The sequence below is a fragment of the Brevibacillus dissolubilis genome (assembly GCF_006170445.1).
GTDB classification, from domain to species: Bacteria; Bacillota; Bacilli; order Brevibacillales; family Brevibacillaceae; genus Brevibacillus_B; species Brevibacillus_B dissolubilis.
The window spans coordinates 156,831-170,993 of the sequence record NZ_VCNA01000009.1 but is presented as its reverse complement, the minus strand read 5'-3'; the positions used below and the strand labels follow the sequence as shown (position 1 = coordinate 170,993).

The window sequence follows — 14,163 nt, the reverse complement described above, 5'->3', positions numbered from 1 at the left end:
GTAGGCCAGACCGACGTAGTGTGGGTTAGCCGATCATGATTTTGCCTTGCGGATAGCGGAAGTATTCCTTTTGCTTGCGCTGTGCCAAGGCAAAGGCAATCGTGAGTGGACCGACCCGCCCGGCAAACATGGTCACTGCAATAATGATTTTTCCGGGGACACTTAGCTCCGGCGTCAGACCCATGGATAAGCCTACGGTGGCAAAAGCTGAGGCCGACTCGAACAGGATCATCAAAAAGTCACGGCCTGGTTCTGTGATATTCAACAGCATCGTCACCATCACAACAAGGAATAAACCGCTCATCGTAACGGTGAGGGATTTGTAAACCATCGTCGGAGCAATCCGCTGACGGAAGAAGATCACGTCTTCTTTCCCTTTGATCTGTGTGATGACGGCACCGATCAGGGTGGCAAACGTGGTCGTTTTGATACCGCCACCCGTCGAACCTGGTGATGCCCCGATCACCATCAGGATGATGATCAAGAATAAGGTAGAATGCTGCAGACCGGCGATGTTAAGTGTATTGGAGCCTGCTGTACGTGATGTGACAGATTGATACAGCGCCCCGAGGAATTTACCGACTGGCGATAGCTCAGACATGGTGTTGGGATTGTTGTATTCAAAGAGTAAGATCAGCACAGTACCAAGTCCTGTTAAGATCGCTGAGGTTGCCAGTACGATTTTAGTATGTAAGGAAAGACGGCGGGTGAAGCGATATTCCCAGACCTCACTTACGACAATAAAGCCAATCCCGCCTAGTGTGATCATCGTGCACACGACCAGATTCACCAAAATATCGTCAACATACCCAGTCAGACTGGCGAATTCACCCATCAGGTCAAAGCCTGCATTGTTAAAGTTGGAGATGGCGTGGAAAAAGCCATAATAGATGGCCTTTCCAAGCGGCATATCAAATGCAAACCGAATCGACAACAGAATCCCGCCTATCACCTCGGTGGTCGCGGTGAAGTAAAGGATCAGCTTGGCGAGCCTGACAATCCCTTCGATGGAGACTGTATTGAGCGATTCCTGCAACATCAGCCGCTGGCGCAAGGAGATTTTTTTGCCCAACAAGACAGCGAAAAAGGTGGCAAAGGTCATGAAGCCGAGTCCACCTACTTGAATCAGTGACAGGATCACCATTTGGCCGAAGGTGGTAAAGGTCGTGCCCGTATCTACTACAACCAGACCTGTTACACAAGTAGCCGATGTGGATGTGAAAATGGCATTGATCCAAGAAAGCCCCTGTCCGTCACGTGTGGAGATGGGCAAGGTTAATAAAAATGCTCCGATCATAATAATGAAGGCAAAGCCCAGCACCAGCGCTTTTGGTGGATCAAAGAAGATGGTGTCGATCAGTTTCCGTTTCATTTGTTTATCGCTTCCCCTACTTTTTACGGAATTTCCTCCACAACAGTGAAGTGACACCAATTAGTATAACTCCAGATGCGATTCCTACCAAATATTCTTTTATCGTTTTTACCACGACTGACCAATTTTCCCCCAAATAGAACCCGACCATTGTCCAAAAGCCACAGAATATGAAAAAACCGATAAAACTACATACCAAAAACGTCGGCCAGCTCAGATTGCCAATCCCGGCCACATACGACGAGAGTGTCCGCACACCAGGCAGCATCCGGCCTACTAACAGCACCAAGACACCGTAACGGCTGGAAAAACGCGTGGTGACTTCAATCGATTGTTGTGAGATCAATAAGTATTTGCCGTATCGTTGCAACAGAGTGACTCCATACCGTTTGCCCAGCGTAAAAGAGATCATGGAGCCAACCCCACTGCCAAGTGTGGCAAACAGGATCGTCTGCATCAGGTCAAAACGCTCCCGACTGGCCAAATACCCGAAAAAGGAGAGCGCCACATCACCTGGAAACGGCAATCCAATCCCTTCCACCACCATGGAGAGAAAAACACCAAGATAGCTGAATGTAGCCACCAGCCAAACAATCGTATCCCATATTGTCGTTACCATCTTTATTGATCACCTCAAGACAGTATATGGGACAAACAGGAGGATTAGGCTGATTATCTTGTCCGAAGCGTGAATTGGGAGGGAAGACGGAGCGCTAGGTGTATTGACCCAGAATGGCAGCGATTCTGGAGAGCCAATGAAGCATCTCACGCGGTCCCCATGGGGATAGTGGGAAACGCAGGGCTGGGATTCGGGCGTTACGGTTATGGGCCTCAGAAGGCATACCAAAAGTATATCCCGGAGCAATCTCAATCCCTTCTGCACGGAGAATCGTGACCACCCGCTCCTCGATCTGATCAGCATGGATCGTTGGCTCTCCCCAGTGAATCCAAGTGTTGAGGCCGCCTTTTACAGGATAGAGCCGGGCATGGGATGGCAGGAGTTGATCAGCAGCCTGCTTGACCATCTGCCATTGAGCTGCGAGGTGAGCACGGCGTTCCGGTAAAAACTGCTCCGACAGCCACGGATCGCACAGAATATGAGACACGGCTTCTATAACTAATAAAGAAGGCTCCAGACTGTGAAGTGACACGAGCTGACTCAGGCGAGTGACCTCTGCTTCATCCAGTGTGACAGGCAGTGCCAGCAGACCCAGCATCAGCTCACGTGAAAGTGTTTTAGAAAAAGAGTGGATGTAGTAGACAGAGACGTTTCGCTGTTCTTCGTTAACGATCCGGTACAGAGTACGGCTTGGACGTTGAAACCACAGATCGCCGTGGTGATCGTTTTCGATGATGGACACATCTGTCTCTTCTGCCCAAGCGAGCAGAGCCAGCTTGCGTTTGCGCGAGTAGCTGAGTCCTGTAGGAAAATGGTGATGAGGCTGAATCAGCAGCCAATCAGCCGGTTCTGTTTCGTGCGCTGCTTTCAACAGATCCAATGAAATGCCTTCATCATCAAAAGGAATCAACCGGACGATCACCCCGCGGGACTGCATAATTGCAAGCAACGGTGGATAGGTGTACTCCTCCAGATAGACCACATCACCTGGTTTCATGAGATGCGAAACCAGAAATGCAAGTCCGCTTCGGCTGCGGTTAAATAACAACACACGCTCAGCCGTGAGTGGAACGCCGCGTTTTTTCTCGTGAGCGATGATCAGATCCTTCGCCTGCTGACGACGGCGGGTAGCTTGCGAGCGGTCCTCGCCTAGGATTTCGAAGCTGCTGAGAAAATGTTGCCTAAGCCGCCGCACCAGTTCAGCGGTTGGAGCCGGTGTAGAGTCGAGTGCGGAAAAAAGCGGGACATCCCCAAGCACGACAGGCTCCCGCAGTAATCGCGGTGTAACGAAATAACCCTTGCCATGCACAGCTTCCAAATCGCCCTCTGCGACGAGATGATCGTAAGCCTTCTTCACCGTCTCCAGCGAACAGCCGCTGATTGTCTTCATCTCTCGCAACGAGACGAGCTGGTCACCATTTTGCAAAAAAGCACCCAGCGAGATTGCCTTGCGGAGCTGTGCCGATAATTGAAGATAGAGTGGGATATCGCTCTGTTTTTGAAAGGAAAAAGCAAAAAACGGACGTGACATACAAGCCTCCGATCATGAATAATCACTTTTATTATAAAGAAACGGAAAAACATTGACAGAGCATGTCTGAATTTTTATCATATCGGAACATACTGATAAGACGGAGATGATGCAAAAATGAGCACAGTGGAACATAAGAAAGAAGCACCGCGTACGGTCGGCTGCATGGTGATTACTGTTTCGGACACCCGCACGGAGGAGACTGACAAAAGCGGTCAACTCATGAAACAGATGCTTGCCGAAGCGGGGCATGAAACCATTCTCTATCAGATCGTAAAAGATGAACCAACACAGATTACCGCCGCGATTCAGCAAGGAGCCGCTCATACCGGGGTAGATGTGATTCTGCTCAACGGTGGTACGGGGATCGCTCCCCGTGATACCACTTATGAAGCGGTAGAGGCCTTGCTGGAGAAGCAGATGCCGGGATTTGGCGAGATTTTCCGTTTTTTAAGCTATACAGAAGATATTGGTTCTGCTGCGATTCTTAGCCGAGCGATTGCAGGTACATACCGTGGCAAAGCGGTTTTCTCGACGCCTGGCTCGACTGGGGCGGTAAAACTTGCTATGTCCAAATTGATCTTGCCGGAGCTTGGGCATGTTGTCAGGGAGTTGCGCAAACAGGTATAATGGGTTGTTAGGTAAAGGAGTGTTTACAACCATATGAAAATTTTATTGACGACGCTCAACGCCAAGTTTATTCACTCTTCTCTGGCCTTGCGTTATCTGCGCAGTTACACCAAACCACATTTTCCTGACCAAGAGTTAGTTGAGTATACCATCAATGATGTGACGATGAACATCGTAGGGGATATCTACAAGCGTAATCCTGATATCGTTGCGTTTTCCTGTTATATCTGGAACATCCGTGAGACGCTGGATGTCATCAAGCTACTGAAAAAAGTACGTCCCGAAATGCCGGTCATCATCGGCGGACCTGAAGTGACGTATGATACCGACTGGTGGATGAAAAAGCATCCGGAGATCGATGTGATCGTCATCGGAGAAGGGGAGGAGACGTTCCTCGACCTGTTACAGACGTACGACAAGGCCCGCGAAACCGGTGAGGCGGTCGATCTCAAGGCTGTCAACGGAATCGCATATCGTGAGGGTGAATATGTCCGTTTCTCCATGCCTCGCAATAATATTGAGGATCTGAATACGATCCCATCCCCGTTTGAAGAAAATCTGGACGAGCTAAACAACCGTGTCGTCTATTTCGAAGCGTCCCGCGGCTGTCCGTTCAAATGTCAGTATTGCCTCTCCTCGATTGAGGATGGCGTCCGGTATTTTGAGATCGAACGGGTGAAGCGCGACCTGAAAACATTGATTGACCACGGTGTGAAGACGATTAAGTTCGTAGACCGTACGTTTAATATTCACAAAAAGTATGCGATGGAGATTTTCCAGTTCCTCATCGACAACCACAATGGCACTGTTTTTCAATTCGAAATTACGGCCGATATCCTCAAGCCTGACGTAGTAGACTTCTTGGCGGAGAATGCACCTGCCGGCGTATTCCGTTTTGAGATCGGGGTGCAATCGACCAACGATGAGACGAACCGTCTGGTACAGCGGATTCAGCGTTTTGACAAGCTGAGCTATACCGTGACCAAGATCAAGGAATCGGGCAAAATCGACCAGCACTTGGACTTGATCGCAGGTCTGCCGGAGGAAAACTATGATTCCTTCCGCAAAACGTTCAACGACGTATTTGCCCTGCGTGCAGAAGAACTGCAGCTTGGCTTCTTAAAAATGCTGCGTGGGACAGGCGTCCGTGCCCGTGCGGCCAATCATGGATATATCTTTATGGAAGAGGCACCGTACGAGATTCTGGGGAACAATGTGCTTTCCTTTGCTGAGATTCAGCGGATTAAGCGGGTGGAAGACGTGCTGGAGAAATACTGGAACGCACACCGTTCTGATACCACAGTAGAATGGCTGCTGGCACATCATTTTGAGACACCGTTCGATTTCTTCCAAGAATTTGGCGATTATTGGGAGGAAAAAGGCTGGGGACGGATCGGTCACCAGTTGGAGGACCTGTTCTCGCGCCTGAAAGATTTCCTCGGAAATAAAAAGATTGTCGATGCTCATCATGTGGAATCCTTGATGAAATTTGACTATTTGCGTAATCAAAAGCATCGCCCGCGCAAAATCTGGTGGGAGGATCTGTTGGAAAAAGCAGAAGCACAAGCCGTATTTGCTGAGGTTCACAACCAACGTCAACAACTGCGTGCAGACTTCGCGGCACATGCAGAGAGTGAGAAGGAATACTTCAAGCATACGATGGTGACAAGTGTTTCCTTCGATATTGCCCGTTGGCTGGAGGCTGGAGAAGTGGTCACAGGCGACTTTGCACTGGTCGTGTATTATCCGTACACAGGGGATGCAGGGACGACATTTACCGTTGTGGAAAAGCCTGCTGTAGTTGCAGAGTAAGAGTTACGACGATCTAATACTCATTGAGAAGTAGAACTAAACCATTGTAAGGGTAGTTATTGTCAGTGATGTCCGCGTCCAAGCATAAGACAGCATGAAAAAAGCTCGCATGAACGCGGGCTTTTTTCATACTTACTATACGGTGTGTGTTAAAACTTTTAAAAAAGTTCATATCAAGAATCGTCCTAATCAGAGAAACGAAATAGCAGGTCTTAATTATTCCCCCTATATTTGGTATGATAATAGTAACTAGACAGAGCAAGGAGAGAAAAACGTGAAACGATTATTTTCCGGCGTACAGCCATCCGGCAATTTGACTATCGGTAACTATCTGGGAGCGATTAAGCAATTCGTAGATTTGCAGCATGAGGCTGAAGCCTTCTATTGCGTAGTTGACCTGCATGCGATCACGGTTCCGCAAGACCCGGCGGAACTGCGTAAACGTTCCCGTGAGATCGCACAGCTTTATCTTGCTTGTGGTGTTGATCCAAGCAAAGCGACGATTTTTATTCAATCCCATGTAAAAGAGCATGCTGAACTCGGCTGGTTGCTCCAATGTGCTTCTTATATGGGCGAGTTGGGCCGGATGACTCAGTTTAAGGACAAGTCCGAGGGCAAAGCGGCTGTAAACGTTGGTCTGTATACATATCCGGTACTGATGGCTGCTGACATCCTGCTGTATGACACCACCCAAGTACCTGTCGGCGATGACCAAAAACAACACATCGAGCTGACCCGTGATATCGCGGAGCGTTTCAACAAGCGCTATGGTGACACATTTGTGATTCCAGACCCGCAAATCCAAGAATTCGGTGCACGCATCATGGCCTTGGATGAACCAACCAAAAAAATGTCCAAATCCGCAGAAAACGAAGGCAGCCGTATTGCTATTCTCGAAGACCCGGCGATCTTTAAGAAAAAAATCATGCGCGCTGTAACTGACACCGAGAACGAAATCCGTTTCGACGAAGAGAATAAGCCAGGGGTATCCAACCTGCTGACCATCTACAGCATGTTTGCCGGTGAATCTGTTGAATCCCTCGTCAACCGCTACCAAGGAAAAGGCTACGGCGATCTGAAAAAAGACCTCGTAGAAGTGATGACCGATAAACTCGGCACGATCCAAAAACGCTTCGAAGAACTCAACGATGTCACCGAACTCGACAACATCCTCCGCGCAGGCAGCGAAAAAGCACGTGCAACGGCGGAGAAAACAGTCAACCGTGTGAAAGAAGCAATGGGATTGGTATTGCTGTAAGAGAGCGTCCTTGTAAGAATAGGAAAGAGTCTCATTTACGGGACAACGAGACTACGGAACTACGAGACTACGGAACTACGAGACTACGGTACTTCCAAAGCTGTCGGCTAATGCCGGCAGCTTTTTATATTTTATCCCCACCCAGTCCTAGCACGTAATATCTTAGCTCCGAAGCAGATCGGGAGAATCATCTGTTTGTAAGGCGACCGGCCGAACGAAGTGAGGGAAAGGCAACTGGAAAACAGATGATCTCCTGATCTGCTCACGCAGATACAATATTAAATGGCATACACCCCGAAGCAGATGGTATGATAAGAAAGGCTTTTGCTGCGCCTGCGTCCCGCCCGATAGAAGATAGGATCGAAGGCGGTTTTTTCTGTTCTTTTTTCCTGTTGGGATGTAACTTTTCTGATGAAGGGGACGTATTTACTTAAAGTGAATGGACAACTCGGTGGTTGTTCATTCTTACAGATTACCGCCAGGGGATAAGGAGATTACCGGATGGATATAAACTTAGATTTGCTTGTTTCCGTTGTGGAGCAATATGGATATGCGGCGCTGTTCTTTTTGCTCTGGCTGGGGATTGTCGGTTTGCCGATTCCAGATGAACTGGTTGTGGCTACAGGTGGTTTTGTGGCTTCACTGGGGATTTTGGACCCGTATTATGCCTTTTTGTTTGATTATCTCGGGGTGGTGTCAGGACTGTCGATTGGGTACTTCCTCGGTAGATGGATTGGGCCACCGATTATTACCCGTCTGATGAAGAAAAAGAAGCTGGCACCGTATATACACCGCTCGACCGAGTTGATTAACAAGTACGGGGCATTTTCGCTCTGTATCAGTTATGCGTTGCCAGTCGTTCGTCATGTGGTGCCGTACATTGTGGCTGTGGGAGGCATGAGCTACCGGAAGTATGCATTGTTTTCCTATACGACCGGGCTGGTGTGGACGTTTGCCTTTTACATGGTCGGCTATCTGTTTGGACAGCACATGGAGAAGATCATTGAGATGACACGGACGTATGGGTTTATTTTACTGGGTGTACTGGTTGTGCTGCTGTTACTCTTTTTCCTGTACCGTTGGTTGGGGCCGAACCGCTTCAAGCAAGCTGGCGGACGAGAGTGAGGAATCCAGGTGGGACAACGTGAGAGAGGGCACCGCGAGCAACGCGGAACAGATACGGCACATGCAGGAAACAACCTTGGAAAAAACATTTATGAACAAAACAAGAGTCATCGGCGCAACCGGAATCTCATATGGATAAGTTCATGGGGATTGGCAGTCGCGGGACTGCTGACCCGACAGCTTTTATGGACAGCAGGAGGCATGCTGCTGGTCAATGGGTATGCACTTCTCTTGATGTGGTTGGATAAAAAAGCGGCCATCGAGAGAAAATGGCGAGTGCCAGAAGCAAGTCTTTTGTGGACGGCGGCATGGGGCGGGGCATTCGGGATGCTTCTGGCGATGCTGGGGCTGCGTCATAAGACCAAACATATTTCTTTTTGTATTATCGTCCCGCTTTGTTTATTATGTTATGTAGCAGGTAGTACTTATATCTGGAAGAATCTACCTTTCTGAGAGGAGTTGTGTTAGATGCAAGAAAAGAGACACCAGATGTTTCGTGAACTGACGGAAGCGCCGGGAGCACCGGGTTTTGAGACAGTGGCACGTGATGTCATGCGTAAATACATAGAACCATTTGCTGATCAGGTGGAATTCGATGGGCTGGGCAGCTTGATTGCCAGAAAAACAGGCAAAGAGGACGGGCCGAAAATCCTGGTCGCGGGTCACTTGGATGAAGTGGCGTTCATGATCACCCGTATTACCGATGAGGGCTTCATCAAGTTTCAACCGCTTGGGGGCTGGTGGCCGCAGGTGATTCTGGCCCAGCGTATGCATATCCAGACCCGTACCGGCATGATTGAGGGCGTGGTCGGTTCGACACCGCCGCACCTTTTGTCCCTGGAAGCGCGCCGCAAGATGGTGGAGATCAAGGAAATGTTTATCGACATCGGCGCTGGCAGCCGTAAAGAAGCGGAAGAATGGGGCGTACGTCCGGGAGATCCAATCATTCCGATCTGCCCGTTTACCGTGATGAAAAATCCAAAAATGCTGATGGCCAAAGCCTGGGATAACCGGATCGGCTGTGCTGCTGCGATTGATCTGTTGCAAGGTCTGCAAGGCCAAGAGCATCCAAACACGGTCTATGGTGTGGGTACGGTGATGGAAGAAGTAGGTTCCCGTGGTGGACGCACATCTGCCCAACACATCAAGCCCGATATCGCGATTGCCGTTGACGTAGGGACGGCTGGTGACACTCCGGGGATCAACCGCAGTGAAGTGCCATCCAAGCTTGGCGGCGGCGTCGAAATCGGCATGTACGATGCGGGTCTGATCTCGCATGAAGGACTGCGTAATTTTATCATCGACACTTGCGAGGAGCTGGAGATTCCGTATCAGTTCTCCTTCATCCCTGGCGGTGCGACCGATGCGGCTCCGATGCACACAGTTGGCAGCGGGATTCCTTCGATCTGTCTGTCCGTAGCGACCCGTTATATCCATAGTGCGGCTTCTGTCCTGCATGAAGATGATTATGACAATCTGGTCAAACTGCTGGTGGCCCTAGTACAGCGCCTTGATGCTGAAAAAGTAAACCAGCTTCGCACGTACGGATAAAAGACGGCTACAGCACGACTGCTAAAACAGCAGCGTCTCTGCCGACCAACATACCAAAAATCAACCCCGTATCCTTTTTACAAAGATACGGGGTTTTTCACTACAATGGGGTCGCGGACAGCTTGGCTTCACTGTAGGATGGACGACAGCTTGTCACGCAACCATCCGCTCTATAGAGTGGGTTGTCTTACACTGGAGACGGAGTGTTTTTGGGGATGTGCTGCGCGATGGTATTGCACATCTGTTGCTGCTGCATCGGGTTGCTGTTCTGCCAGAGTACCTCGAACAGGACACCAAGACCTGGCAGGGTTTTTTCCTGACCGGAGGACACGGAATCAGAGATGGTTTCTTGGACGGATTGGCTGTCAGAGCCTTGCATTTTGTACATGATCGCTTGACGCAGGTTAAGTGCGCTGATGTTCATGTGTGGTTTGCCCCTTCCATGTGAGAGTTAGCGGACAGATTTAGTATTAGTCAAGGCATTGTGTTATAATTCGAGTGGAAAAATGGGAGGTAGGATCATATGTCCAAACAATTTGCGATTATCGGGATGGGGCGTTTTGGCTCCAGTGTAGCCCGGACTTTGTACGAGATGGATTATGAAGTGATGGGAATAGATGAAGACGAAGAAATGATCAACGACAACATCCAGTATGTAACACATGCTGTGGCCGCTGACTCCACCGATGAGCGGGCGATGCGGGAGATTGGCATCCGTAATTTTGACGTGGTGGTTGTGGCGATTGGGGCGGATATTCAGGCGAGTATCCTGACCACGCTGATCCTCAAGGAGATGGGTGTCAAGAAGATCGTTGCCAAAGCGCAGAATGAGCGTCATGGACAAGTTCTCTACAAGTGTGGTGCCGACCGTGTCGTATTCCCTGAGCGTGACATGGGGATCCGTGTCGCCCATAATCTGATCTCGGCCAACGTGCTTGATTTTATCGAGCTGGCGGAGGACTACAGTGTTGCAGAGGTTGTCGTCTCCTCCAAAATGGTGGGTGAGTCCCTGCGTCAATTGGACGTGCGTGCCCGCTACGGGGTCAACGTCATCGCGATCAAGAGCGGGAATTCGTTTAATATTTCCCCAGGGCCAGACGAGGTCATCAAGCCCAACGACGTGCTGGTAGTCATCGGACACAACCGCGATCTAAAAGAATTTGAGGAGCATGCCTAAACCATGAGAGAAGAATTCATCACATCCGTCCAAAACCCTTACATAAAAAAATTGTACAGCCTGCATAACCGCAAAGGCCGCGAAGAGACTGGCACGTATCTGGTCGAAGGCCCACATCTGGTGGAGGAAGCGATCCGCTCCGGTGCGGATATCCGGGCGATTCTATATAACATCGAATACGCCATGCATCCTGACTGTGAACGCGCGTTGGAAGAAACGGGACGAGACCTTGATATTTATGCGGTCTCCCAGCAGATTATGGAAAAGCTGTCTGAGACCAAAAGCCCACAAGGCATCATCGCGGTCGTGGGAATGCCTGACCGCAGCTTCGCTACATGGTGGAAGACAGCATCCGAGCGTGATTTTCTCCTGTTGATTCTCGATGAGCTGCAAGACCCTGGTAATCTGGGGACGATTCTGCGTACGGCTGATGCGGCAGGGGTAGATGCGGTGATTCTGGGGCAGGGAAGCGTGGATATCTATAACGGCAAGGTCGTCCGTGCCACCATGGGCTCGCTGTTCCGACTGCCTGTATTTGTAGAAAAATTGGATGAAGTCGTGGATGAGGTAAAAAGCAAGGGGGGCTCGCTGTTGGTAACCGCGCTGGGCGGGGAGAGCCGCTCCTACGATGAACCGCTGTACAGTGGCAAAACAGCCATTGTCATCGGTAACGAGGCGCGCGGTGTGTCCCAAGAGCTGAAGCAAGCGGCCAGTCAGTTGGTTCATATCCCGCTGTACGGCAGAGCGGAATCGCTTAATGCTGCTGTGGCGGCAGGTGTGATGCTGTACGAGGCCCAGCGTCAGCGCAAGAGCCAATAGACGTACAGCCGCTTGTGTGTATGAGGGGATGAGGAAAACATCATTACTTACGAGGTCAGGCTGGATGGAGCATCGCTTTGCGCTTCTGCGGCCAACTGGGCTTCTGCCAGTTTTTCCTCTTCCTTCTTAGCCGCATGTTCTTCACGGGCGACAGACCATTGATCGCGCGCCATGGTGACGATGCCATGCTCGATGGTCTGATTTTTGCGCTGGATGACCTTGCCGAAGTAGTTGATGGCTTTGTCGTACTCACCGATTCGGCGGAACAATTCCCCGATTAGATAGAGGATCTTGACTTCCGACATTTCCTTGTCCCCTTTTTTATAATCAGAGTGGACAAAGGATTCCTCGTACTCTCTGACGGCGATGGAGAGGAAGCGTTTTTCTTCGGCATCCTTCTTTTGGAAGCGGTACAGCCATGCAAGCCGCAAATACAGCCCCGCCTTGACGCTGTGTGCTTCTTTGGTCAGTTCGGCTGCATAGATGGCCAGTTTGTATGTGGCGATGGCTTCGGCATAGGAGCGGTTCTGACCGAAGTTCTTGGCTGTCCAACGTGAAGTGATGCTTTCTTTCACAATTTGCTTGTGTTCTTTTAGCATAGGTTGTCTAAACTGTTCAGTAAAGCTGAAACCACAGGTTGGACAGATGTTGACGGTGTAGAGAATCGGGTTGTACTCTTGCTTTTGATAATGGGTGCAAAAATCGGTGTCACGTTTTGCAGAGACCTGAAACCGGCTGCGGACTTTTTTCGAAGTAAAATTACAGTCGCAGTGATAGCAGGTATAGTTTTTGTCAAAAAGAACACTTAGTCCATTTGACGCATCCATCCTGATCGCCTCCAAACGAAGTACGAGTGTTACCACGTATACTTGGGTCTTATGGTTCTTTGCACAGAAGAGAATTCTAGGGTATAATATACCAGAAAAATTGATTTATGACCAATGCTATGACAGAGCATAGTACAAAGGAATTATAGCCTTTCAGGGAGGAAATGCCGTGACTGCAAGCATTTCTAGGGTCTATACCTTTGGAATTCCCTCTGGAGTGGTATCTTGAAACCATCTTTTGGTGGAAAGTAGAGATATCCGGTTCATCCCGTTATCGATGATCGAGTGAGACAGGGCATATGACCTTGGCCTGTCTAAGTAGGGTGGTACCGCGAGCAATACCTCGTCCCTTTTTTGGGGATGAGGTTTTTTTATTTTCAGGAAAGGAAGAGATGAACGTGCAACAACGTCTGACGCAAATGAAACAAGACGCACTTGCCGCTTTGGCGCAAGTGAACGACGCACAGGCTCTGCAAGACCTACGCGTCAAATATCTCGGGAAAAAAGGAGAGCTGACCGAAATCCTGCGCGGGATGGGCGGCTTGTCCGCAGAGGAGCGCCCGGTCGTAGGCCAATTGGTCAATGAGGTGCGCGCTGCGGTTGAAGAAGCCATCGGCGCGAAGCAGGAGGAGTTCGAGCAGGCAGAACTGACTGCGAAGCTGGCTTCCCAATCCGTTGACGTGACACTCCCAGGCCGTCCGCTCAAGAGTGGCACGATGCATCCACTCTCCCGCATCATCGAGGAGATGGAGGACATCTTCATCGGTCTTGGTTATGAAGTAGCAGAAGGCCCAGAAGTGGAGCTTGACCAATACAACTTCGAGATGCTCAACCTGCCGAAGGATCACCCGGCACGCGATATGCAGGACTCCTTCTACATCACCGAAGAGATCCTGCTGCGTACCCACACCTCTCCGGTACAGGCGCGCACCATGCTTGCGAAGGAAGGCAAAACCCCTGTCAAAATCATCTGCCCGGGTAAAGTGTACCGCCGTGATGATGACGATGCGACACACTCCCACCAGTTCACCCAGATCGAGGGTCTGGTTGTCGGTAAAGGCATCAAGATGAGCGATCTGAAAGGTACGTTGCTTACGTTTGCGAAGCAGATGTTTGGCCCAGAGCAGCAAATCCGTCTGCGCCCAAGCTTCTTCCCGTTCACCGAGCCAAGCACAGAGGTCGATATCCAATGTATCCTCTGTCACGGTAACGGCTGCCGTGTCTGCAAACAGACCGGCTGGATCGAAATCCTCGGCGGCGGGATGGTGCATCCACGCGTGCTGGAGATGGCTGGTTACAATCCACAAGAAGTCAGCGGTTTCGCGTTCGGTGTGGGTGTAGAGCGTATTGCCATGCTGAAATATGGCGTTGAGGATATCCGTAACTTCTACACCAACGATGTGCGTTTCTTGCGCCAATTCAACCGGACGTAAGGTAAGGGA

Annotated in this window: 14 protein-coding genes and 1 other annotated feature; of the genes, 9 read left to right on the top strand and 5 right to left on the bottom strand. The window is 50.1% G+C overall.

Going from position 1 to position 14,163, the window contains the following annotated elements; genetic code table 11:
• Positions 1 to 25 precede the first annotated feature (25 nt).
• The 3 genes from FGI41_RS17505 to FGI41_RS17495 form a co-directional block, all read right to left on the bottom strand.
• Positions 26 to 1,372, bottom strand: coding sequence for a TrkH family potassium uptake protein (locus FGI41_RS17505; protein ID WP_139491635.1), 1,347 nt, complete (start codon positions 1,370 to 1,372; stop codon positions 26 to 28).
• Positions 1,373 to 1,388: 16 nt separating this feature from the next.
• Entirely contained in the window at positions 1,389 to 1,991 is a 603-nt protein-coding gene (locus FGI41_RS17500; protein ID WP_139491634.1) for a DedA family protein, read from the bottom strand.
• Between the two features lie 94 nt (positions 1,992 to 2,085).
• The gene (locus tag FGI41_RS17495) at positions 2,086 to 3,522 is read right to left on the bottom strand and encodes an aminotransferase-like domain-containing protein (protein WP_139491633.1); all 1,437 of its coding nucleotides are present in this window, start codon (positions 3,520 to 3,522) and stop codon (positions 2,086 to 2,088) included.
• 117 nt (positions 3,523 to 3,639) lie between these two features.
• Here FGI41_RS17495 and FGI41_RS17490 point away from each other — a divergent pair, with 117 nt between their 5' ends.
• The 6 genes from FGI41_RS17490 (at position 3,640) to FGI41_RS17465 (ending at position 9,898) form a co-directional block, all read left to right on the top strand.
• The gene (locus FGI41_RS17490; protein ID WP_139491632.1) at positions 3,640 to 4,152 is read left to right on the top strand and encodes a MogA/MoaB family molybdenum cofactor biosynthesis protein; all 513 of its coding nucleotides are present in this window, start codon (positions 3,640 to 3,642) and stop codon (positions 4,150 to 4,152) included.
• A gap of 33 nt (positions 4,153 to 4,185) precedes the next feature.
• A complete protein-coding gene (locus FGI41_RS17485; RefSeq protein WP_139491631.1) occupies positions 4,186 to 5,964 on the top strand; it encodes a B12-binding domain-containing radical SAM protein in 1,779 nt (592 codons plus the stop codon).
• A gap of 274 nt (positions 5,965 to 6,238) precedes the next feature.
• Positions 6,239 to 7,222: a tryptophan--tRNA ligase gene (gene trpS / locus FGI41_RS17480; protein ID WP_139491630.1), complete on the top strand. Its 984-nt coding sequence runs from the start codon at positions 6,239 to 6,241 to the stop codon at positions 7,220 to 7,222.
• Between the two features lie 507 nt (positions 7,223 to 7,729).
• Positions 7,730 to 8,347 (top strand): DedA family protein, encoded by a 618-nt coding sequence (locus FGI41_RS17475; protein WP_438358034.1) that lies wholly within the window; start codon positions 7,730 to 7,732, stop codon positions 8,345 to 8,347.
• Positions 8,348 to 8,356: 9 nt separating this feature from the next.
• Positions 8,357 to 8,800: a DUF1294 domain-containing protein gene (locus tag FGI41_RS25535; protein ID WP_139491628.1), complete on the top strand. Its 444-nt coding sequence runs from the start codon at positions 8,357 to 8,359 to the stop codon at positions 8,798 to 8,800.
• Between the two features lie 15 nt (positions 8,801 to 8,815).
• A complete protein-coding gene (locus FGI41_RS17465; RefSeq protein ID WP_139491627.1) occupies positions 8,816 to 9,898 on the top strand; it encodes a M42 family metallopeptidase in 1,083 nt (360 codons plus the stop codon).
• A 187-nt stretch (positions 9,899 to 10,085) separates the two neighbouring features.
• On the opposite strand, the gene sspI is transcribed toward FGI41_RS17465, so the two are convergent.
• Entirely contained in the window at positions 10,086 to 10,322 is a 237-nt protein-coding gene (gene sspI, locus FGI41_RS17460; RefSeq protein WP_139491626.1) for a small acid-soluble spore protein SspI, read from the bottom strand.
• Positions 10,323 to 10,421: 99 nt separating this feature from the next.
• On the opposite strand from sspI, the gene FGI41_RS17455 reads away from it, so the two are divergent.
• Both FGI41_RS17455 and FGI41_RS17450 read left to right on the top strand, forming a co-directional pair.
• The gene (locus FGI41_RS17455; RefSeq protein WP_139491625.1) at positions 10,422 to 11,075 is read left to right on the top strand and encodes a potassium channel family protein; all 654 of its coding nucleotides are present in this window, start codon (positions 10,422 to 10,424) and stop codon (positions 11,073 to 11,075) included.
• A gap of 3 nt (positions 11,076 to 11,078) precedes the next feature.
• Positions 11,079 to 11,894 (top strand): TrmH family RNA methyltransferase, encoded by an 816-nt coding sequence (locus FGI41_RS17450; protein WP_139491624.1) that lies wholly within the window; start codon positions 11,079 to 11,081, stop codon positions 11,892 to 11,894.
• A gap of 47 nt (positions 11,895 to 11,941) precedes the next feature.
• On the opposite strand, the gene FGI41_RS17445 is transcribed toward FGI41_RS17450, so the two are convergent.
• A complete protein-coding gene (locus FGI41_RS17445; RefSeq protein WP_139491623.1) occupies positions 11,942 to 12,721 on the bottom strand; it encodes a DUF2225 domain-containing protein in 780 nt (259 codons plus the stop codon).
• 110 nt (positions 12,722 to 12,831) lie between these two features.
• Positions 12,832 to 13,075 (top strand) — a binding site (T-box leader).
• Between the two features lie 44 nt (positions 13,076 to 13,119).
• Here FGI41_RS17445 and pheS point away from each other — a divergent pair.
• Positions 13,120 to 14,154: a phenylalanine--tRNA ligase subunit alpha gene (gene pheS / locus FGI41_RS17440; RefSeq protein ID WP_139491746.1), complete on the top strand. Its 1,035-nt coding sequence runs from the start codon at positions 13,120 to 13,122 to the stop codon at positions 14,152 to 14,154.
• Positions 14,155 to 14,163 lie beyond the last annotated feature (9 nt).